This window comes from Kaistella yananensis, assembly GCF_026107505.2.
Lineage (GTDB): Bacteria > Bacteroidota > Bacteroidia > Flavobacteriales > Weeksellaceae > Kaistella > Kaistella yananensis.
Genome location: NZ_JAPCHZ010000001.1, coordinates 549,888 through 572,235 on the forward strand (window position 1 = coordinate 549,888; position 22,348 = coordinate 572,235).

The window sequence follows — 22,348 nt, forward strand, 5'->3', positions numbered from 1 at the left end:
AACTAAAAAGAATAAGGTTGATTGATTGTAATGGTACTGCTCATTGCTGATTCGAAACCGGTTAATGAACTGCATGAACTATTTGGCGCTCCGTAGGTCACTGTTAGTCCGCTGATGTTAGGTGCTGAAATATTCCGTATCGCAAATTTCACCGTGTGATTACCTGGGCTTAAATTTTTAGCAATACCATATATCATAAACTGTCTGTATGAACATGCTGACTGAAAATCAAGATAGAGGGGTTTAACATCTATAAGTTTATCATCAACAAAAAAGCCGATAGTCGAGGAAACGCCGCCGGTATTGTTAGCGGAGCTATTGCTTGCCTGATACATACCATTTATATTAAGTAATAAATCATTTTGAGGTCTGTCAATCACAATAGACTTTGTAAGACCTGGTATAACGGTCCATTGGGCTGTATTTAATGTTTCACCTGGAACATGGGCCAGATGCCCTAAGAATTGATTAGGAGAAGTTCTGGTGAATGTAAAAGCCGTTGATGAATTAGATGAATAGTATTTCATTTGATTCATCAGGCTTTCCTGATTAATGTCGGTAAACAAATATTCCCATTTTGTTTGATTCCAATAATAAAATCCTTCTTTTCCACCGATCGCATTGTTGGTATTATAGATGATGAGTGATTCTTTAGGATTGGGTATTGTCGAGACGTCATTTCTGTTTTGTAATGAAACCTGAGGAAAAGAAACACCTTTATTGCTTGAACGAATGTCTAAACTTGCAGATGGATGTGGAGTTCTGGTATTAATTCCTACCTGTGCCGAAAACGTGTATGATGCCATGATCAGCATTAGTAAATATAAATTTTTCATAGTAAATTTTTACGGTTTTTCAGAAGTTTGTACGGTCATGATCGACTTGTCCATTAATGGACTAAGGTTGTTGCATGCGGAATCTTTAGATCCAAAGGTGATGCTTTGGGTTGCCACCTGAGTTACCCTTAATGTTTCTCTCAACTCAATCAGATGATTCCCAACTCCCAGATTGTTAATGTTAAAATAAACATTGAAATCATTGTACAAACAGTTTTCATTACCGTTAATAATAAAGTTTCGCACACCTGCTAACTGAGAATCGACAAAAAGTGCAATTGAATACGACATAAAGGTGTTGTCTGAAGCCGCCGAATTTACCTGTACAATACCACTTCCGGAAACCGAAACTGTATTTTGAGGAGAGTAAATCGAAATCGTTTTTGATAAACCGGGAATAAGTTGAAAATCATGAATAGAGGGTGCCTCACCCATAGTGTAGGATACGCCAGTTATCGGTGTACTGTCACTAACTCCACCTGTAGAAACTGCCGACTCGGAACGGACTATTCCTAAATATTTATAAATGTTTGCCGTATCCAAAGATGGGTTCCATTTATTGTCTTTCCAAAAGTAAAATCCCTTTCCCGTACTGGCGTTCGTATTGTACACCATAAGCGAATTAGCAGGATTCACTACGGGTGCGGCGCTGTTGAGATTAGGGATAGATACATTGGGGAGAAGGACACCTTTATTGGCAGAAACAATTTTCAGAACTTCCGAATCATCGAAAGTGGTGACGTTTGAGCCGATGCCAATCTGCGCATAGCAGAATGCACAAGCGACCAGGAACCCTGGCACTAAATTTAATTTCATCATGTTGTGTTTTTGTGTTATTGCAAATATATTTATACTTTTTTAATACTTATATGGTTAAAACACCCTAATTTTATTATGTAAAACATAATAAGCGATCGAATTGTGACTTTTTTTTAATAGATTTATACGTTTATAAATCCTCAACCCTTACCAGTTGCTTATTTAGACTAACCTTTAACGATCACCGATATCCGCTGAATGAAAAACTTTTATCTCCTTTTTTTTCTTTTTTTTCTGAATAAGTTTTATTTTTTGGCGCAGCCGGTGGATCCCCGGTCTTTCGAAAATGACATAAAGCTGTGGCAAAGTAAAATTTCAGAAGTAATTTCACAGCGGGACACAGCGGCTTTTAAAAAGATACTTCAGCCATTAAAGACAAGTAAATTCATGAAAGATCAAGTGCTTTACCAAGCATTGATGGGAAAAGTATATACAGAGCTTTTTGATGGATTAACCCCTACGGCTGAAAAGCATTTTGAGAGTTCTATTAAAAAAGCAAATAAACTGAAAGATCCTGCATTGCTTATTTGGACTCAACTGTGTTATGCCGAATGTCTTTATAATTACCGTGAAATGACCAAAGCGCTGCCTGTTTATTTGAATGCAATAAGGCATATTGAGAATATTTCGCCCGGCGAGATGATTTTTCCCGCCAGTTCTTTTAAGAGAATCGGATATTATATGGGAACAATCGGTGATAACGCTGAGGCGATTATTTATCTCCGGAGAGCTTTGCAACATACAATAGGTAACACTTCAGAATTTGCCGAAATTTTAGACAACATCGGGCAATATTATTTTGCATCTAATGATTATAAAAATGCTGAAAAATATTTTGTACAGGCATCAGTTACGGCAAAAATTATTAAAGATGACATCCGCTACGCCAAAACACTCGGTAATATTGGCCGTATCCGGGAGACACAGGGAAATTTTAAAGAGGCGGTTCAGCTCTTGGAAAAAGACATTGCCATATCCGAAAAATTAGGAACTGACCAGAATACGATGTTTGCTTACACGGTGCTAGCAAAAGTTTTCTTAAAAGATCAACAATGGAAAAAAGCAGAGTCGGCTGCGGATAAGGCAGAAGCAATTGCCCAGACCAAACCGTATTATCAGAATAATGAACTTGAAATCATTAAGCTTAAACTTGATATTTACAGCAAGCAGAACAGAACTGGTGAAGAGCTTGCAGCCAGAAGAAAAATGAAAGTTCTGGAAGATTCACTTAAACTTACCGATGGTGCTTTGCCGCTTATTCACGCGAATCTTATGGCGCAAAAAGCAAAGTATCAGCTGCAGATGCAGAAAGTGGATGAAGACTTACAGAAGGAATCTCTCATTGCAAAAACAGCAGTAGTTATAGCAGTTCTTGTCGCATTTCTGCTGACTTTCAATTTTTTTCATTCGAAAAGAATAGAGCGTAAAAGACAGCAAATTTACGATGCAAAAATCAAGGAACGTGAACTGGAAAAAAACAGGTACGAAGAAAAACTTTTACAAGCGCAAAAAACGCTGCATGCACAAATTGAGTATCTCAAAACCAAAAATTATCATATCAAACAGCTAACTGCGGAAATCGAGGAGATAAAAAATTCTGCATCCTCTCACATTGAAGAAGAGAGCGGCAGGCTGCATGAGATCTTGGATTCGCATTTAATGACTGAAGAAAACTGGCAGATGTTCCGCCGCGAATTTCAGAAAGAATATCCCGATTTTTATCAAACGCTGAAAACCGAATTTCCTGAAATTACAAACGCAAATCTCAGGATTATTCTTCTCCAGAAAATGGGTTTCAGTTCGTCGGAAATATCCGCACTGCTGGGAATTACCCAGGATGCGGTGAAAAAGTCACGGCAGCGGTTGAAGCGAAAACTTGGTGATAAATACGACCAACTTTTCAGCATTGTTTTCTCAGAATCTTAAATAAAAAAACGCTTTGGAATGTCCAAAGCGTTTCTGTTTTTGCTGATCGCTAATTATTAATATCTGTAGTACTCAGGTTTGAATGGTCCTTCAACCGTTACCCCGATGTATTTTGCCTGTTCAGGAGTTAAAGTTTCAAGTTCAACACCTAATTTCTTAAGGTGTAAAGCCGCAACTTTTTCGTCAAGATGCTTCGGTAAAGTATAAACTTCGTTTCCGTAAGCTTCAGCATTAGTCCATAATTCGATTTGTGCCAAAGTCTGGTTGCTGAATGAGTTACTCATCACAAAAGATGGGTGACCAGTTGCACAGCCCAGGTTTACCAAACGGCCTTCTGCCAAAATGATGATTTCTTTGCCGTCGATATTATACACATCAACCTGTGGTTTTACTTCGTATTTTGTAGAACCATAGTTTTCGTTCAACCATGCCATATCAATTTCGTTATCGAAGTGGCCGATGTTACAAACGATGGTTTTATCTTTCATTTTAGCGAAATGTTCCGCACGTACGATGTTGAAGTTTCCTGTAGTTGTGATGATAATGTCAGCATTGTCAACCACACTATCCAGTTTTTTAACTTCAAAACCTTCCATAGAAGCCTGAAGCGCACAGATCGGGTCGATTTCAGTAACGGTAACGATAGATCCTGCACCTCGGAAAGAAGCTGCAGTTCCTTTACCTACATCTCCGTAACCGCAAACAACCACTCTTTTACCTGCAAGCATAATGTCTGTAGCTCTTCTGATGGCATCTACCGCAGATTCTCTACATCCGTATTTGTTATCGAATTTAGATTTGGTTACAGAATCGTTAACGTTAATAGCTGGCATTACCAGTGTACCGTTCGCCATTCTCTCGTATAATCTGTGAACACCTGTAGTGGTTTCTTCAGAAAGCCCTTTAATATCTTTTGTTAACTCAGGATATTTATCGAAAACAAGATTGGTTAAATCTCCGCCGTCATCAAGGATAAGGTTCAGGGGTTTTCTGTCTTCACCGAAAAATACGGTTTGCTCAATACACCACTCGAATTCTTCCTCATTCATACCTTTCCAGGCATATACAGGGATTCCTGCAGCAGCAATTGCAGCAGCAGCGTGATCCTGGGTTGAGAATATATTACATGAAGACCATGTAACTTCAGCTCCAAGCGCAACTAAAGTTTCGATAAGAACCGCCGTTTGGATGGTCATGTGAAGACAACCCGCAATTCTGGCACCTTTTAAAGGCTGAGACGGCCCGTATTCTTCACGGATGGCCATTAACCCGGGCATTTCAGCTTCCGCTAATTTAATTTCTTTTCTACCCCATTCTGCAAGGGAAATGTCCTTTACTTTGTAAGGCACGTATTGTGTAGTTGTTTCCATTTTAATTGAAAAAATTTTTGCGAAATTACGGAATTTTCTTCTGACTGTCAAACTTGGCTTGGGTTTGAGAGCGATTGAAAATTTCTATAATTTTCAACAGATCAGGAGCAACCGGTATTCTGCAGTGTTTTCTGTAGGCGCGCGGTGAATACAAGGTAAAACTTCCTGAAATGGGTGGTCTACTGCCAGCCTCCAGAGATTTCCGTTTCCTAAATTAATTGGTTTGGCATTGGGTTTTGGCTGGTAATGAAGATCAAAAAAATGTTCCTGCAAAAAAGTATCAAATGATTCTTCAGTTCCATCATGTAATTTCCGGAGTTTTGCCCTGATTTCTGGATCAAGAATTTTCTGTATGGCCTCGTGGTTGGGTAAAATATCGCTTGAAGCGCCATAATAAGTGCACAAAAAGGTATCTGCAGCAACGGGAGAACGGTCAACATGAAAGGAGTAAACATCGGTCGAAATAAAACTGAATTCGTCGTCCCGCTCATAACATTTCAGTAGGTTAAGCGAAGGTAAAGCACCGAATTCAGTAAGTAATTCCAAATCATTAAGGATCGTTTCGCGGGCCAAACTTCCTTTCTCTGATAATTGAAGTGCGAGAAGATCCGGTGCAGAAACTTCAGTAATGTCTTCGATCAAAGTTAATGTAGTAACGATTTCATGAAAATCTCCTTCCAGTTTTCTTTCCCAGCAGAATGCATTGGTATTCCTCTGAAATCGCGAATTTACAAGTTCTTCAAAAGTTGAAAATGTTCTGATGTTATCGTGGTAGCCGTATTTGTTCATTGCAGGGATTCTCGTCAGGCAAAATTACCGAATAAAGCAGATGCTTAAGCAGCTTAAGAAAAAAACAGCGACTATTTCAGTCGCTGCTTCTTCTTTGAATTTTTAAACGGTCTTTTTTAAAGTAGAAAAAACGGTTTTATCTGTGTCTCACGCCCCGCTGGTGGAACTGGACGTTTTTATTCGCGCTCTGATAGTTCGGCGAAAACGTATCACTGTGTTTTGTGGCAGTGATGGGATCGGTAATAAAATGATTTTGGGGTTTTACATGATCCCTGTCTTCGTTTCCTGATGTATGATCAGAATTTGCGTTCGCTGTTGCAAGCTCCTTTTGGGATTCATTTTTTCTTATTCTATTCAGGGCATAAGCCCCGGCTGCTGTGGCAGCGATGCCTAAGGCGATTTTCAGTGTGTTCATATCTTGTAATTTTGAAAAAAGCACGCAAAGTTCTTGCCAAGACCGAAGAAAAATGCGGTTTTGTGAAGTTTTTAGAAGTTCCGGATTTAAATCGGACCAATAAAACTTACCACATGAATTGCCTAAAATTAATTACTTTTGCAGAGGTAAACAAATTTGTTCTTCTTTCTACAATATGCCTTTATACCGTGATTTTTCAGATCATAATGCCACCATTCTTCTCTGGAAGTATGATGAAAAGGAAGATCTGGATCCTAAAACCCTGTTGGAAGAAGAAAATTACGAGAAGGTGAAGGATTACCACCCGACAAAACTGAAGGAACTGCTCTTGGTAAGGAAAATACTAAAATCTATTTTACCTGAACACAAAATCCTTTACAACGGTCGGGAACCTTATCTGGAGCCCCGTGATTTCGAAATTTCGATTACCCACTCGTTTCCGTTTGCGGCACTGGCTGTTTCTAAGAATAAAGTAGGGATAGATATCGAACCTTTTCATGATAAAATCATCAGAATCAGGCACAAATTCCTGAATGATGACGAGGCAGGTTTTATCGAAGAAAGTAAAGAAACCGCTTATCTTACCGTAATTTGGTCGCTGAAAGAGAGTTTATACAAAATTCATCATTCCAACTATTGGTCGCTGAAAAAGCATTACGAAGTAAAACCATTCAGCCTCGATTTTCCGTTTAATATTGTCTGCCGGGTTCACGATGACAAGGTTTCCGATCTTTACAAAGCCCGCGTAGAATTTTTCGAAAATTACTGTTTAACCATTGTAGACTAAATTACAGGCTCTAATTTCTCAGCTACTTTGCGTTGTTCTTTAGCAACATCGTAAATAAGTTCCAGGATTTCCTGTAAATTTTTAAGTTCTGTTAAATGTGTGATTCTGTTAGGATCCCGGCGGTTCATGATTTCGCTTTCGGAAATTTCTTTTTTTCTTTTTTCCAGAAGTTGGTCCACTGAATCCTCTGGTTTCAGCCTGCTTTCTTCCACAATATCGACGTCGAATTTTTTCTGTTCCAAAATTAAACCTGTACGCAGCAATTCAGCAGATATTTTTCGGTTCCAGCTGTCGAAATCGATTTCCGGATAATCCTTCGCGTTTTTTGAATATTGAGAAAACGAGGCAATATAAGCCGTAATTAAATGGGCGGTATTCACGAACTGATGCACCTGTTCCATTTTCTTCTGCTGGTTTTTCGGGTCCGAAATCATCCGCTGAAAGTTATCGGAAAGATTTGCCAAATCAATAATCGCATCTTTTCTTTTGAGTTTATACTCCTGAATTCCGATGTTTTCATCTTTAAAAAAATCCATTGCTGCTTTAAAATATTTCGCATTGCTTTTTGATGATTTCTTCATGAAATCCAGATTTTGGGTATGTTCCCAAACCGGTAAAACAAAGTAGGAAACTGCGAAAGCCACCACTCCGGCAATGGCCGTATCGAGAATACGGTCTCGGAATATGTTATTGATGTTCCCCGGATTCAGGAAATTGAAAGTTAGGAAAATATAAATCGTCATAAAAAAAACCGCCCACGAATACTGCGCTTTCAGAAAACTGAAACAAAGGATCATGCTGAGCAAAAGGATGGTAAACAGCGCGGTATTATTATGAACTGTATGCAAAATTGCGTAAGCCACCACCGCGCCGGCGACCGTACCGTAAAGCCGCAGTAAATTACGGTGTTTGGTGGTAGAGTAGGCCGGCCTCATAATGGCGACAATAGTAATTAAAATCCAGTAGGAGTGACCGATGCCCAAAAACTCCATTTGTGAAATAATATAACCGGTGAGCATCGCCAGGGTAATACGCACAGAATGGCGAAAGTGTGTAGATTTTAAAGAAATATTGTTAAGAAGTACTTTGAAATTAAGTTTTTCATCGTTGGTAATAAATTCTTTTAAATCCAGACCGGTAGATAGGCTTTTGGCCAGTTTCTGATCCTGAGTGAATACTTTATAAATGGTGTTGATTTGTTCCGTAATATCACTTATTCTTAGTAGAATAATCCGCATGATCATGAAATTCTCCAAAGTATCAGGGTTCAGTTTCTTATTGCGTAAATCGAAATATTCATCGAAAACCTGATCCAGCTCATCGTCTAAATTTCTGAGGGATTTTGCCTTGGTACCGCTTTGCAGCGCAATGCCGATATTGCTGAGTTCTTCCGCCAGTTTTGATAAATAGTCGCTGATGGATTCCAGTAAACCTGTTTCTCCAAAACTTTCCTGAATTTTTCCGTAATCACTTTCCGAGGTCATCAGTTTTTCATGTAAGTCAATCGAATTGAGAAACATGAGCATCAAAAGCCGGCTTGTTGTGGTAGATTCGTTAACGATTTTTCTTGTTTTAAAGACGGTTTCGCGGGTTTCTTCCTGTAAATTTTTAATTTTAACCTGTTGCGAAATCACCTGCAGGTAAAGCGCATCGAAATCTGGATTTTGCAGATAAAATCTGGATTTTAATTTGAGGTAATCGCTCAGTTCAAGATAATTCTCGCCAATCATTTGGCCTGCAAGTTTATAGGGCTGAATTTTTGAAACGACAAGAAAAACCAGTAAATAACAAACCGATCCTGCTAAGAAAATCAGGGAATTTTTCACCAGGTTTCCCTGACTTAAATGCCCGTCGACAAAAATCGCCAGCACCACAAGCGAAAGAGATCCCACTGCCGCCAGCCTCTGCCCATATACGCCGATCATCGAAAAAAACATTCCGAACAGAATGATTTCCAGATAAATGATGGGCGGAAAATCCTTCAGTAAGGTGGCAATAACGGAGACTGCAAAAAAGCAGATAATGGCAAAGATCAGTGCATTTCTCCGGCGGATAAACGGGCCGGGCTGATCGGTAAGGCCTACAAAACTGGTGGCCAGTGGGAAAAGGAAATATTCTTTCAGCACACCGAAATAAGCTAAAATGATACTGGGAGCTACAATGGCTAAAGTAATCCTTACCGCAGAAAATATATATTGGCTGGTGGCGAATTTCCTGAGTTCTGTTGCGTAGTTCATTTTGCTAATTTAGGATTTAATCCACAAAAAAGCCTCAATTATTGAGGCTTTAAAATAAATTTTTGTGAGCTGAATTTTAATAATCCGAGTTTGAAGATTCTTCACCAATGTTCCAGGTCAGTCCGAATCTCAAAGTATTGTCAAGAGCGGAATTTACTTTCGAAGTGTTGATGAGGTAAGACATATCCAACCCGAAAGACTGGTACTTTAAGCCTACACCCACCGTAGCATACTGCCTTGCGCCCTGTTCTTCGCTTTCGTGGAAATAACCGCCCCGTAAAGCAAAAGCGTTGTCGTATTCATACTCCACAGCACCACTGAACATCATGCTTTTTTCGTTGCTGAATGATTTCCCGATCCCTTCAATTACCCCTACATTCGGTACGTTTCCTGTGTTATCAGGTCCCGGAACAAGAAGTTTTGAAGCTTCGAAATTTAAGCCTACACGGTTTAAATCATCAATAAAAAGATCGTAACCAGCACCTAATCTCGCCATGGTTGGCAAATAGGATCTGGATTCTTCATCGCCGGTGTAATCTAATCTTGGTCCGATATTTTGGATCGCAAAACCTGCTCTAGCGCGGCCCTCGAAATCGTTTATACTTGTATGTTTTTCCGACTGAAAGTATCCCGATACATCAACTGCAAAAGAGTTTGCCGGTTTCAGGGTATTGTCGGAGTTAAAACCGCCGGACAAATCTGAACGGATAAATCTACCGGTAACCGCCATGGAATAATAATCACTAAGTTTTAAACCGTAGGCTACATCGATAGAGAATTCGTTTGGTTTCGCAGTGCCTTCCTGTACAACTTCATTACCTACAAGTTTCGTTAAATCTACTGCGCCCATATTGAAATAATATAAACTTGCAGAAATGGTTGATCTTTCTTCATCACCTAAAAACTGATGAAAAGCACCATACAGGAGGAAAACATCGTTGGTGAGCTTGCTCATATAAGGCGTATAGTTGAGCCCGATGGCAGATGTTGTTTTGCTGAAAGGATATTTTGCAGCATTCCAGAACTGTGAGAATGCATCGGTAGTTGTGGCTACCCCCTGATCACCCATACCGCCTGCTCTGGCATCCGGGGAAATTCTTAGAAAAGGGGCTCCGGTGAGAACCGGCTGAACCTGGGCATACGTAAATGCGCCCAGTCCTAAGCCTAATCCTAAAAACAGTTTTTTAGTCAATTTCATAAAGTCGTTTTTTTAATCGTTTATATTTTTATTTCAATAATACCATTTTTTCAACTGCGGTTGCGCTTCCTTTGCATTTATCCTGATTCTGGCTTTTTGCAAAGATCTTAAAAATATAGGTGCCTTTTCCAACTGCGTCTCCAAAATCATCGTTCCCGTCCCATTCGATGGCAGTTTTCGGCGTGCGGAAACCCTGAAAGAACGGCTCTGCAGTCACTGTTGTACTGATGGTTTTTACCAGTTTACCCGTGATGGTGTAAATTTGCACATTTACATCCAGCATATCGTCGCAATTGTGTTCAAACTGAACGTAAGTCTTATTGGTAAAGGGATTAGGCCAGTTTAAGAGTTTGTTAACAATTAAATTTTGGTTGGATTCATCCTTAACTACAAAGTTTAACGTTTCGGTCGTTGAATTATTGTTGATGTCCCAAACTTTAAAGGTCAGCTGATGCGGTCCAGGTGCTAAATTACGGAAAGGATAGGTCACATTCCCTTTCTGGTAATCTGCTAAAGAAGTATTCACACAGCCGTTTCCATCGCCTGAAAAATAGAAATCATTTAGAACAACGGTATCAATAATTTTTCCATCGAGGATTACGGTAATGTCGTGTCCGATTCCCGAGCCTGTCGAGTTAATTCCTTTGTCATCTGTTACACAGGCTAAAAGTGTTGGGTTTTGATCGGTGATTCCACCATCGGCAAAGTTCGTATTGTTCATATAAACTTTTACCTTGGGAGGCTCATTATCATTAATGCCATCGGGATTTATTCCGCCAATTTTCTGCGTCTGATTGTTGAAAACATCGAAAACTTTATTGTCTGCATACGCTAAGATTCTACCGTTTCCTGTTTCGTAATTAATATCTTTTGGGACATAAAATTCTACTGTGAACACGCCGTTTACCGCCTGACCTGAAGATTTTACAATCGGTCCGTTTTCTTCGGTATACGTTAATACTGGATTCATTTTGGGCACCCCATCGTTATTAAGCGTTTTTTTACTAAGTCTTTTATCGAAGATGTTGATGGCGACTCTGCCGTTGAAGGAAGTATCTAAGGTTCCATCGGCTTTGTTGATGTGCCCTTTTACCTTTACGAAATCCAGTGCACGCAACTGTCCGGGAACGGGAGATTCAACTTCATCGATGTTCAGCAGTCTTTTGGGGCGGCTTAATTTTGTCGCCGGATCACCCAAAAGGTTTACTTTTAAATGGTCGCTATGGGTGCCTTTTTCGATTTTGGCTTTCAGGAAAGCATCACCCAGCGAAATGAAATCATCATTCACGAGTTCAAAGAGATGGCGGGTAAAAATGGTCGTAAATTCTTCGCCATACCCCACACCAATCGCGCGGCTGGAGGTAAGCATCATCGAAGCACCGCCCTGTTTTGATTTGATGACCTGTTCACCGGCAGAGAAGGTTGCAGGATCGTCCCACAGAGTAAATTCACAGGTAATCGTAGAAACAAGCGGAAGCCGCGAATATACCGCGTTATAATTGTTAAAACTCTGAATCATATCGATCGTCAGCACTCGCTCCTGCGCCCAACCGTTGATCCCGCCATGCCCAAAGTAAAAGAGATAAAGGCTGTTCCCGACATCGTTGGAAATTGCCTGATTGACCTGCGGATACCGCTGTCCGCCGGATGAAGTCTGTGCAGTAAACGAATCAAGGTATAATTTCCTGATGTTGTATTCTTTCCTTAGATTTCCGTTTTCAAAAACGTTCACCAGAGAAGCATTCATGGTGTTGTGGAACGGGAGGAGGTTGTCGGCATCATCATCCACCACGAAATCCATTTTCATGCGCCATTCACCGAAAGGGGTCGACTGGCCCGGAAGTGCATTATTATAAGCCAGCGCTTTGTCGATCAGAAGTTTAGCTTCGGATACATTGCCGGCCGGCAACCTTCCGACCGGAAAATTAGGAAGGGTAGAAGATAAACGGATGGCGGTCATACTCTGCGGCGAGGTCATCGTAAAATAATCGTCGGATACAAAAGCATCTGCATAATTCCCGCTTTCCTCACTTTGAAATGAGGGTATAATATCGGCTCCGGGATGATTGATCCCGCGGAAATCATAAGAAGTATCGCCCAGAATGAAAAGATATTTCAATTTCCCGGTAGGGGTATTGAGTTTTGTCGCAAAATCCCTGATTGCTGTAATATCTTTGTTCCCGCTGCTGAATTCGTTGTAAATCTTATTCACATCAACCACGGCAACATTGAATTCATCCTGATAATAGTTGGCGAGTCTTTGTGCGTTGCCCAACATTTCAGGTGAAGAAATCATTAAATAATCAATGTTCTGTAACCCGGAGAGATCCTGGTTTTCAATTTTACCAACAAATGCCGGTGCAAAAGCTTCACTGCTTTTAAAGGCAACAAATTCGTTCACAAATGTATTGCTGCTGGCGATGTATCCAAAACTGAACGTGCTGTTGCCGCCAGCTTTGTTTACTTTTTTGGTCACATTGGTAATGTCTGAAACCTCCCAAACCTGCTCTAATGAACCGGCATCCGAAATACTGAAAGTGTAGGCTGTTCCGCTACCCTCTGCTATGGAGTAGCTGCGGAAATTCATCTGCGTATTATTGAATTTCAAGTCTTCTTTGTACTGCACTTCAGCATAATCGAAATAAAACTTCCCGTTCGGATTGCTGGAGGTATCGGGACTGTAATTGAAAGTAAGCTGGCTGCCCTGTAAATTGGTAAGTGTTCCTGTATAGACAATCGGAATGTATTCTTTTTTGTCGGCAGGAGAAATAGTATAATTGTACGGCCTCTGATTATTGAGATTTACAGTAATTTTATTTCCCGAAGATAGGTAACCGATATATCTGCTGCGGTATTTAATGATATCTGTGGGCTGTATGGGTGATCTGGTGGTGAATGTAACTGCTTTGTTTTCGGTAATGGCATCGCCGGTCCAGATGCGGCCGATTTTCATTAAATTGAACTTTTCCTCATTAATAAACTGGTAATCATCATAACGGGTAATGGCATCAGCAGTTACGGGCGTATCTGTTTCCAGAATTCTTTTTCCGGGTCCCAAATCGAAATTGATAAAATAAAACGCAAAATCACTGTAGATATTGATGAAGTTTGCCGAAGTGTCAGTTCGGGTTTCAATCCGCCTGTTGCCACTACCATCGGTATTCCCCTGTGTTTTGTATACGTTGTATCCGTGTGGACCCTGGGCGTAGAAAAGGGCATAATCTTCCTCATTCCAGGTTCCATCGTCCTGGCCTATAACCTGTATGGCGTTTTCCTGTAATGCAGAATATCTAGAGTCAAGATTGTGCTCGGGCAGCATCAAACCACCATTACCATAAATCCTGAAGTTTTTCGGATTAATATTGGAAGGGTTGATGCCGTTGTCGCGCAAAAATTTCGAGGTAATTTTAAAAACGCCTGATTTATCAACCTTTATTTTATAAAATGTTCCGGTTTTCAAAGGATTTTCGGTGGTGCCCACTTTTCCTGAAAATAAAGGGTTGGGTTCCGGTGCGCCGCTGTTCACGATACTGAAAGACGAAAGTCTGTAAAGATTTCCGTTTTCGGTTTTTAGCGCAGCGACTCTGATATTTATTGTTTTTTCGTTGGTATACGGATTGGTAAAATCACTTATTTCAGTTTCTTCCCGGGCAGGAATGTCCGATGGACTGATTTCAAAAAGTTCTTTAGGAGTAATTTTTTCCCAGACAAAATTGGTAACTTTCTGATTCACGCCAGAATATCTCATGGTAGACCGAAAATAAACTGAACTTTCCTCAAAAGCAAAACCCTCATTCTTAAAAAAAGGAACAGTAACCTGATAATTTCCAAAATCGATCACTTTATTGCCTTCCCACTGTAGTTTCACAGTTTGAGAAAAACCAATTGAAAAAAATAATATAAATAGTAGAATAAAAATGCGTTTCATCAGGTGTTAAGTTTCAGAATTACAAATTAAACGAAAAATAATAAATAACGATATATGCAATAAAATTAATTTGTTAACGTTTTCTAAAAAAAATCAATCTATAATTTGGGTTATTAAATAATTTCATTTTTCTTTGTACTTTGAAAATATCTATATCAACTATGAATAAACTAAAGTTGTTTACATTAATAGCGTTAAGCTCTACACTTTTTATGATCAGTTGCGGAGGAGGCGGTAACAGCAAAAAAGGCGGTGGTACAAAACGTTTTACCAGTAAAACAGGATGGAAGCCAAATGATCAGAAAGGATGGTTTTTCACCGGAAAACAACAAAAACAGAAAGGATGGCCGGGAATGGTATATGTAGAAGGCGGAACTTTTACCATGGGGTTGGTGAAAGATGATGTAATGCACGACTGGAACAATACGCCCAGAAGAATGCAGGTGAGCGCATTTTTTATCGGCGAAACAGAAATTACAAACTATGAATATAGAGAATATGTAACGTGGCTGAAATATGTTTTCCCACCATCAGATCCTAGTTTTAAAGAGATTTACAAGGGAGCTCTTCCCGATACTTTAGTTTGGAATAACGAACTTTCAAGAAACGATTTTGCGGAAACCTATTTCCGCAGTCCGGAATTCGATTACTATCCGGTAGTGGGAGTTTCGTGGCTACAGGCTTCAAGATACTGTGACTGGCTGACTGACAGAGCGAACGAAAAAGCTTTGATGGAGCAAGGGGTAATCTCAAAAGATTTCTATACCAACGACGCTAACAACCAGGGAGCAAATGCCTTCAACCTTGATAAATTCAAAGGAAATGATCCTGAAATGGAAGCTTATATCAATAAGGAAAGATTAAAGCAGAAATCAGGTATCAGAACTTCTAACGAAAGAATTCTTGCTGCAAACCGTAATGCTACAGCAGGTGTAGTTGAAAAATTCCGTCTTCCTACGGAAGTGGAATGGGAATTCGCAGCACTGGGAATGCAGAAAGAAAGAGAATATAACCTGTATACCAACAAGCAGCCGGAAATTCAGCAGCTGAAAGGTAAAAAAGGCAGAGACAGAGGAATGTACCTGGAAAACTTCAAGCAGGGAAGAGGTGATTATTCGGGGGTAGCAGGTTGGAAAAACGACGGATCGCCAACTACAGCAGATGTAAAACAATATCCTTCCAATAATTTAGGAATCTACGGCATGTTCGGTAACGTTGCAGAATGGACTGCCGATGTTTACAGACCGATCATTGATGACGAAGCCAGCGATTTCAACTATTACAGAGGAAACGTTGCCAAAGAAGTGGTGAAAAATCAAGACGGAACTTTCAAAAAAGTAGAGGAAGCGAAGTATGATACCTTAGCTGACGGAAGACTTGTTTACAGAGGACTTCCAGGCCAGTACGAAAGAGAAGTGGTTGCCGATAACAGAAACTTCAGAGACGGGGACTTCCAGTCTTCACTCGATGCAGGTTACGGACGAGCGGAAGACAGTACTACTGCTGGTTATAACATGTACAACTCTAAGCAGAAAAGATTTATTGTTGACGGAAGAGGAAGAGTGGTTTTACAAAAAGATCCTGTTTCTAGAACGACAAGAGTATCCAATGAAGTGCGTGTGATCAAAGGTGGATCATGGCTGGACGGAGCTTACTGGCTTGATCCGGGACAGAGAAGATTCCGTGACGAAGCGAAAGCTTACGGTTGGGTTGGTTTCCGCGTTGCACAGGATGCCAAGTCCAGCGGAAAAGGCAGAACCAAAAGATAATTAATCTAAAATATTTAAAAATCCTTCTGTATTTGCAGAAGGATTTTTTATTTTTGGCAAATGAATGCAGCTTCTTTCTACCCGCTTTTCCTGAAGTCCGGAAAAGTAACCATCGACAGCCGTAAAGTCGAAAAAAATGATATCTTTTTTGCTTTCTCAGGCGAGAATTTCAATGCCGCCAAATCCGCGGAGGAGGCGATCACCAAAGGCGCGTTAGCTGTTATTGTTGAAGACCGGAATTTCGAAAATCAGGAAAGGAATATTTTCTTTGTTCATTCGACTTTAGCGTTTTTGCAGGAGCTTGCATCGTATCACCGCAATCATATCAAAATACCCGTCATCGCACTTACAGGCAGCAACGGCAAAACCACAACCAAAGAGATTATTCATGCGGTTCTGTCTCAGAAATATAAAGTTCAGTACACTTTCGGCAATCTCAATAATCACATCGGGGTGCCGCTTACCCTACTTTCTATAAAGCCGGAACATGAACTGGCTGTGGTAGAAATGGGAGCGAACCATCAGAAAGAGATTGAACTGCTGTGTAAAATTGCACAACCCAATTACGGTTACATCACGAATTTCGGGAAAGCCCATCTCGAAGGCTTCGGTGGTTTTGAAGGAGTTATTAAAGGTAAATCGGAACTTTACGATTATCTAAAAACTGCTGAACAAACAATTCTGGTCAACGAAAACGATCCTATCCAGACGGAAAAAACTGCAGACTATTCTCCGAAAATAACTTTCGGTAAAAAAAATTCCGATTATTACTTTGAAGAATTTTCGAAGGATCATTTCGTTGGATTAAGTTTTAAAGAAGATAAAGCGCAATCGAAACTCACCGGAAGTTATAACTTTACCAATCTGTGCGCTGCTGCGAGTTTGGGATTTCATTTCGGGCTGAATTTTAGTCAGATTAAAACTGCAATCGAAAATTATACGCCAACCAATATGCGCTCGCAAATTCTGGAACGTAACGGCAAAACCTTCGTTCTCGATACGTATAACGCCAATCCGAGTTCGATGGCAGAATCGCTGCGGAATTTCAGCAGGTTTGAAGGTTCAAAAACGATTATTATCGGTGACATGCTGGAGCTGGGCGAAGAATCGGACGTAGAACACCAAAACATTCTCTATTTGGCTGAATCACTTGGTTTTGATGAAATTATTACAGTCGGAAAATACTTCAAAAAAGTAAATGAACATTTTGAATCGTATGATAATTCTGAAGAGCTTTCTAAGATTTTAAAAGACAGAAAAATCGAATCGAAAAATATACTCCTGAAAGCTTCGCGTGGCATCGCCTTAGAAAAAGTGCTGGAATTTATAGATTAAATCTGCTCCCAGTAGTCATTCAGGATAAGTTTGATGTTATTGAAAGTTTTAGGAAAAACTTCATTCATAATTTCGTCCTTATTCTTCCATGAAACTGCGGTAATTCCTTCTTCTGTTTGTGGTGTTGGAGTTTCGTTACCTACATAATTCATTCTGAACCAATAAGTTGTCTTTAAAATTTTCTCGCCGTTTCTCTCGGTGTAAAGATGAAATGTATTGTTGATGAATTCTTCAAGAATCAGTTCTTTCAGTCCGGTTTCTTCTTCGATTTCGCGCAGGGCAGCCTGTTCCAGAGATTCGCCTTTTTCAATTTTTCCTTTAGGCAAATCCCATCTTCCGATTCGGTGAATAAATAAAATTTCGCCGTTTTTGTTTCTTACTACGCCACCGGCCGCTTCAATTACGCGGAACATATGGGTGAAATCTTCCCAGATTTCTTCAAGATTTTCTCCGTAAACATTCAGCTCAGGGCAGGAAGTGTTTTGAAGAAGATCTACGGCAATTTCCAGGGTTGCAAATCCTTCAAACCTAAGTTTTTTATCGATCTCTTCCGGATATTTACTTAAAGTTAATTTTTTTTCATTCACGAAAACTTTATACATTTGCAACGTTTTAATCATACAAAAATATAAAAATGAATTTAGAAGGACGTAAAATTGTGGTAAATAAATCGGTAAACACGCTGGTTGAAATGCTAAATAAACCTGAAGATTATAAAAACCTGATGCCCGATTCGCTGCAAAACTTCGAAGTTCGTGATAATGGGTTTAAATTCGGTTTAAAGGGAATGCCGGAAATCGCGCTGAAAATTGAAGAAGTGAGCGATAAGGCGGTGGTGCTGAAATCGGCCAGCTCAAGTCTGGATTTTGAACTGAAAGGTTTGATGAATGCTTTAAACGAAAACCAAACTGAAGTTCAGTTGCTCTTTGAAGGAAAATTTAATCCTTTTATCAAAATGATGGTTGAAAAACCGCTGCAGAATTTTATCAACACCCTTTCCGATAATCTGGAAAAACTGTAAGGAAAAATATTATGGCTAAAAAATCCCGCAATTTTAAGTTGCGGGATTTTTTATTCGTGGGTATAACTGGCGAAAGCTTCTTCCAGGCTGCCATATTTGCCCCTAAATTCATCGATATTGGTGTCCTGAATTACATTTCCTTGATGGATGAGAATCACTCGCGAACAAAGCGCTTCTACTTCCTGCATGATATGGGTGGAGAGTATCACGGTTTTTTCTTTACCTATTTCTTTAATTACATTCCGTATTTCGATGATTTGGTTAGGATCCAGTCCATTGGTGGGCTCATCCAGAATTAAAAGATCAGGCGAGTGTAATATGGCCTGTGCCAGACCAACTCGCTGTTTGTAACCTTTGGAAAGCTGAGCGATTTTTTTTGATTTTTCCGGAGTAATTCCTACGAGTTCAATCACTTCATCAATTCTTTCTTTTCGAATTTTATGGAGATCAGCAACGAAATTCAGATACTCTTTTACATACATTTCCGGATAAAGCGGATTGTTTTCCGGCAGAAAACCCATGTTTTTCTTTGATTCAGTTTCGTTTTGTGTAACATCCTTGCCGTTGAAAAGTATCGCTCCTTGGTCAATTTTTAGCGCGCCGACAATTGATTTCATTAACGTTGATTTACCGGCACCATTTGGACCCAGAAGCCCGATGATTTCGCTTTTTCCGATTTCGATATTGATTCCGTTTAATGCGGTTTGGGAGCCAAATTTTTTGCTTAAGTTTATAATTTGAAGTGACATGAATAGTATTGAATTGAGTGCAAATTTAAAGAAATAAATGCAGTGGAGATTAAAACTATATAAACAAAAAAACCTCACACAATATGTAAGGTTGTTTTGTGAGCGCGCCAGGATTCGAACCTGGGACCGTCTGCTTAGAAGGCAGATGCTCTATCCAGCTGAGCTACGCACCCTAATAGGGTAATAAATGTAAAAATTCCCGAAGGAATTTTTTAAAAAGTCGGGGCGGCAGGATTCGAACCTGCGACCTCCTGGTCCCAAACCAGGCGCGATGACCGGACTACGCTACGCCCCGAATAATTTTTTGTGGAAGTTGCGGAGAGTAAGGGATTCGAACCCTTGGTACAGTTTCCCGTACGCTTGTTTAGCAAACAAGTCCTTTCGGCCACTCAGGCAACTCTCCAGTGCAATATTTGTAAGAGCTTCTGTTCTGTAATTGCGAGTGCAAATATAGAATAGTTTTCGATATTAACCAAAACTTTTTGCTTAAATTTTTTTGTATTTTTGAAAGATAAATTTTAAAAAATAAGATTAAAATGCGTAATTCATTATATTTCATAGGATTAAGTGTAGCTCTGGCTTCATGTGCTTCACACCAACCCGTGAAAAAAAATTCAACAAAATCTAAAACTCCAGTACCACAGGTAACTTCGCAGGTAAAACCGCCCACCCCAACGCTTCCAAAAACGCAAATTCAACATGAAGGCAATTACGACTTTTTTAAGGTAAACATTGGTGATATTTCTAAAAATGACAATACCATAAGTTACGGTTCTATCGTCTCCGCCAATCCAAAAGGGTATAAGGTGGTGAAAACCTTTTTCCCTTCAGTTGCTCAGAATTTCCGTCAGAAATATATTATTTTACACTATACCGCTTTGGATGATGACAAATCCGTTACCGTGCTTACCCAGCAGTCGGTGAGTGCGCATTATCTGGTGAATAACCTTGGAGATAAGGAAATTTATCAGTTGGTAGATGAAAATAAAAGATCATACCATGCAGGTATAAGTGCGTGGAGGAATGATAAAATGCTGAACGATACTTCCATCGGGATCGAAATTGTAAATCCAGGTTATGTTGCCGATGCTTCCGGAATGAGGATTTTCCCGGATTTTGATGGCGCCCAGATGAAAAAAGTAGCAGCTTTGGTAAAAGATATTGCAGACCGTTACATGATACCACCGACCAATATTTTAGCCCACTCCGATATTGCTCCCACGAGAAAATCTGATCCGGGCCCGAAATTCCCCTGGAAAAAACTCTATGATGAATATCAAATAGGCATGTGGTATGATGAAGCGACCAAACAGGAATTCTATAACCAGATTATTCCCGAAAATTATGCCGTTGAAATGAGCACCGCACCATTTATTTTTAAATATCAGGCCGCGCTTAAAACACTGGGTTATGGATTAGAGCCTTCTGGAATGGTAGATAATGCCACAAAGAAAACCATAGAGGCTTTTCAGTTTCATTTCCGTCCGGAGAAGTATGATGGCGTAATGGATGCTGAAACCTGGTCAATTCTGCAGGCCTTGAACGTGAAATATCCTAACAAATAAGCCCGTTATCAGCCAATAAAAACTGTACTGCAGTCATTAAATTTAGTAATCAAACTGTTTACTGAATTGACATTCACTTATATAAGATCGGGCGGTATACATTCGCCCTTTTTTAATTGGGAAAATGGCTGAAACATTCGTTAAATACGAACAAATAATCTTATCTTTTCATCAAATTTATTATATGGAAAATTTCAGAAATGAAAGCGACTTGCTGGGAACATTTCGGGTTCCGGCAAACGCATATTATGGAGTTCAAACGCAGCGTGCTATTGAAAATTTTAAAATTTCGGGACAATATCTTTCATCATATCCCCACTTTATCAAAGCGCTGGCAATGGTAAAAAAAGCGGCCGCTAAAACGAACTACGAACTTGGCTTGCTTGATGGCGATCTGTATCAAACAATTGCCGAAGTATGCGACGAACTTCTCGCAGGTAATTTGCAAGATCAGTTCCCAATCGATATGATTCAGGGCGGTGCAGGAACTTCTGTAAACATGAATGCCAACGAAGTAATCGCCAACCGTGTTCTCGAAAAATTAGGAAAAGAAAAAGGAGATTATCAATTCTGTTCGCCTAATGATCATATCAATTTATCCCAGTCCACAAACGATGCATATCCTACAGCACTCAAAATGGCGCTTTTGCAGATGAATGAGGATTTGGTAGAAAAACTAAAAAAAACAATTTCGGCATTCCGTGAGAAAGGGAAAGAGTTTCACGATGTGATTAAAATGGGCCGCACACAGCTTCAGGATGCAGTTCCGATGACTTTGGGTCAGGAATTCGAAGCTTTCGCAGCTACTTTAGAAGAAGATATTTCTAAACTGAACGCCAACGCCAATCTTTTTGTAGAAATCAATATGGGAGCCACCGCTATCGGTACCGGACTTAATGCACCCATGGGTTATGCCAATTTGTGTGCAAAAAATCTGGCCATGATTTCAGGTTATCCTATTGTTTCTGCGCCAAATTTAGTTGAAGCTACTCCTGATACCGGGTCTTACGTAATTTATTCATCCGCCATGAAGAGGCTTGCAGTGAAGCTTTCAAAAATTTGTAATGATTTACGACTGTTGTCTTCCGGTCCGCGTGCAGGTTTATTTGAAATCAATCTTCCGCCAATGCAGCCCGGATCTTCAATTATGCCCGGCAAAGTAAATCCTGTAATTCCGGAAGTCGTAAATCAGGTGTGTTATAAGGTTATTGGTAATGATCTTACCGTGACTTTCGCCGCAGAAGCCGGCCAATTACAGCTTAATGTAATGGAACCTGTGCTTTCTCACGCTATTATGGAAAGCATTAATTTCCTGGGAAATGCGCTCGATACTTTAAGAGAGAAATGCATCACCGGAATTACTGCCAACAAAGAAGTTTGCCTTAACATGGTGAAACACAGTATCGGCATTGTAACCGCACTCAACCCATACATTGGCTACAAAAATTCCACTGAAATTGCCAAAGAAGCGCTGGAAACCGGCAAAAGTGTTTACAATCTCGTTCTTGAAAAAGGCATTCTTTCACAGGAGAAATTAGATGAAATTCTGGATCCGGCAAATATGCTGAAGCCTCATCATCTATAATATAAAAATTTAATTCCCC

At 39.9% G+C, this 22,348-nt stretch carries 17 protein-coding genes and 3 tRNA genes; 7 read left to right on the top strand and 13 right to left on the bottom strand.

What is annotated here, in order from left to right:
- Positions 1 to 2: 2 nt before the first annotated feature.
- Positions 3 to 836 (bottom strand): phage tail-like protein, encoded by an 834-nt coding sequence (locus OK344_RS02460; protein WP_265143282.1) that lies wholly within the window; start codon positions 834 to 836, stop codon positions 3 to 5.
- Positions 837 to 845: 9 nt separating this feature from the next.
- Positions 846 to 1,655, bottom strand: a complete 810-nt coding sequence (locus OK344_RS02465) for a phage tail-like protein (protein ID WP_265143283.1) — start codon at positions 1,653 to 1,655, stop codon at positions 846 to 848.
- A gap of 387 nt (positions 1,656 to 2,042) precedes the next feature.
- Between OK344_RS02465 and OK344_RS02470 the strand changes: the two genes are divergently transcribed.
- The gene (locus OK344_RS02470; protein WP_265143284.1) at positions 2,043 to 3,581 is read left to right on the top strand and encodes a tetratricopeptide repeat protein; all 1,539 of its coding nucleotides are present in this window, start codon (positions 2,043 to 2,045) and stop codon (positions 3,579 to 3,581) included.
- A 56-nt stretch (positions 3,582 to 3,637) separates the two neighbouring features.
- On the opposite strand, the gene ahcY is transcribed toward OK344_RS02470, so the two are convergent.
- The 3 genes from ahcY to OK344_RS02485 all read right to left on the bottom strand — a co-directional run bounded on the left by ahcY (position 3,638) and on the right by OK344_RS02485 (position 6,155).
- Positions 3,638 to 4,951: an adenosylhomocysteinase gene (ahcY, locus tag OK344_RS02475; RefSeq protein WP_088468642.1), complete on the bottom strand. Its 1,314-nt coding sequence runs from the start codon at positions 4,949 to 4,951 to the stop codon at positions 3,638 to 3,640.
- A gap of 93 nt (positions 4,952 to 5,044) precedes the next feature.
- Positions 5,045 to 5,740 (bottom strand): DUF1826 domain-containing protein, encoded by a 696-nt coding sequence (locus OK344_RS02480; RefSeq protein WP_265143286.1) that lies wholly within the window; start codon positions 5,738 to 5,740, stop codon positions 5,045 to 5,047.
- Between the two features lie 136 nt (positions 5,741 to 5,876).
- On the bottom strand, positions 5,877 to 6,155 hold the full coding sequence (locus OK344_RS02485) for a hypothetical protein (RefSeq protein ID WP_265143287.1): 279 nt from the start codon (positions 6,153 to 6,155) through the stop codon (positions 5,877 to 5,879).
- Positions 6,156 to 6,330: 175 nt separating this feature from the next.
- Between OK344_RS02485 and OK344_RS02490 the strand changes: the two genes are divergently transcribed.
- The gene (locus OK344_RS02490; RefSeq protein WP_265143288.1) at positions 6,331 to 6,942 is read left to right on the top strand and encodes a 4'-phosphopantetheinyl transferase family protein; all 612 of its coding nucleotides are present in this window, start codon (positions 6,331 to 6,333) and stop codon (positions 6,940 to 6,942) included.
- Here OK344_RS02490 and OK344_RS02495 read toward each other — a convergent pair.
- From OK344_RS02495 to porU, 3 genes are all read right to left on the bottom strand, one after another.
- Positions 6,939 to 9,179, bottom strand: coding sequence for an FUSC family protein (locus tag OK344_RS02495; protein ID WP_265143289.1), 2,241 nt, complete (start codon positions 9,177 to 9,179; stop codon positions 6,939 to 6,941). The two genes, OK344_RS02490 and OK344_RS02495, sit on opposite strands and share 4 nt — an antisense overlap.
- 76 nt (positions 9,180 to 9,255) lie before the next feature.
- The gene (gene porV / locus OK344_RS02500) at positions 9,256 to 10,377 is read right to left on the bottom strand and encodes a type IX secretion system outer membrane channel protein PorV (protein WP_265143290.1); all 1,122 of its coding nucleotides are present in this window, start codon (positions 10,375 to 10,377) and stop codon (positions 9,256 to 9,258) included.
- Positions 10,378 to 10,405: 28 nt separating this feature from the next.
- Positions 10,406 to 14,305, bottom strand: a complete 3,900-nt coding sequence (porU, locus tag OK344_RS02505; RefSeq protein WP_444875025.1) for a type IX secretion system sortase PorU — start codon at positions 14,303 to 14,305, stop codon at positions 10,406 to 10,408.
- A gap of 161 nt (positions 14,306 to 14,466) precedes the next feature.
- On the opposite strand from porU, the gene gldJ reads away from it, so the two are divergent.
- Together gldJ and OK344_RS02515 are read left to right on the top strand one after the other, a co-directional pair.
- Complete coding sequence (gldJ, locus tag OK344_RS02510; RefSeq protein WP_088467729.1) at positions 14,467 to 16,074, top strand: gliding motility lipoprotein GldJ; 1,608 nt, start codon at positions 14,467 to 14,469, stop codon at positions 16,072 to 16,074.
- A gap of 60 nt (positions 16,075 to 16,134) precedes the next feature.
- Positions 16,135 to 17,409: a UDP-N-acetylmuramoyl-tripeptide--D-alanyl-D-alanine ligase gene (locus tag OK344_RS02515; RefSeq protein WP_265143292.1), complete on the top strand. Its 1,275-nt coding sequence runs from the start codon at positions 16,135 to 16,137 to the stop codon at positions 17,407 to 17,409.
- Here the strand turns inward: OK344_RS02515 and OK344_RS02520 are convergent.
- Positions 17,406 to 18,011, bottom strand: a complete 606-nt coding sequence (locus OK344_RS02520; protein ID WP_265143293.1) for an NUDIX hydrolase — start codon at positions 18,009 to 18,011, stop codon at positions 17,406 to 17,408. The two genes, OK344_RS02515 and OK344_RS02520, sit on opposite strands and share 4 nt — an antisense overlap.
- A 32-nt stretch (positions 18,012 to 18,043) precedes the next feature.
- Between OK344_RS02520 and OK344_RS02525 the strand changes: the two genes are divergently transcribed.
- Positions 18,044 to 18,430 (top strand): SRPBCC family protein, encoded by a 387-nt coding sequence (locus tag OK344_RS02525; RefSeq protein WP_265143294.1) that lies wholly within the window; start codon positions 18,044 to 18,046, stop codon positions 18,428 to 18,430.
- 50 nt (positions 18,431 to 18,480) lie between these two features.
- Here the strand turns inward: OK344_RS02525 and OK344_RS02530 are convergent, their stop codons facing one another.
- From OK344_RS02530 to OK344_RS02545, 4 genes are all read right to left on the bottom strand, one after another.
- Complete coding sequence (locus tag OK344_RS02530; RefSeq protein ID WP_265143295.1) at positions 18,481 to 19,179, bottom strand: ABC transporter ATP-binding protein; 699 nt, start codon at positions 19,177 to 19,179, stop codon at positions 18,481 to 18,483.
- A gap of 99 nt (positions 19,180 to 19,278) precedes the next feature.
- Positions 19,279 to 19,352 (bottom strand) — tRNA-Arg (locus OK344_RS02535).
- A 47-nt stretch (positions 19,353 to 19,399) separates the two neighbouring features.
- Positions 19,400 to 19,474, bottom strand: a tRNA-Pro gene (locus OK344_RS02540).
- A 21-nt stretch (positions 19,475 to 19,495) separates the two neighbouring features.
- A tRNA-Ser gene (locus OK344_RS02545) sits at positions 19,496 to 19,582 on the bottom strand.
- A 133-nt stretch (positions 19,583 to 19,715) separates the two neighbouring features.
- Between OK344_RS02545 and OK344_RS02550 the strand changes: the two genes are divergently transcribed.
- Positions 19,716 to 20,744: an N-acetylmuramoyl-L-alanine amidase gene (locus tag OK344_RS02550; RefSeq protein ID WP_265143296.1), complete on the top strand. Its 1,029-nt coding sequence runs from the start codon at positions 19,716 to 19,718 to the stop codon at positions 20,742 to 20,744.
- A 184-nt stretch (positions 20,745 to 20,928) separates the two neighbouring features.
- Entirely contained in the window at positions 20,929 to 22,329 is a 1,401-nt protein-coding gene (gene aspA / locus OK344_RS02555; RefSeq protein ID WP_265143297.1) for an aspartate ammonia-lyase, read from the top strand.
- Positions 22,330 to 22,348 lie beyond the last annotated feature (19 nt).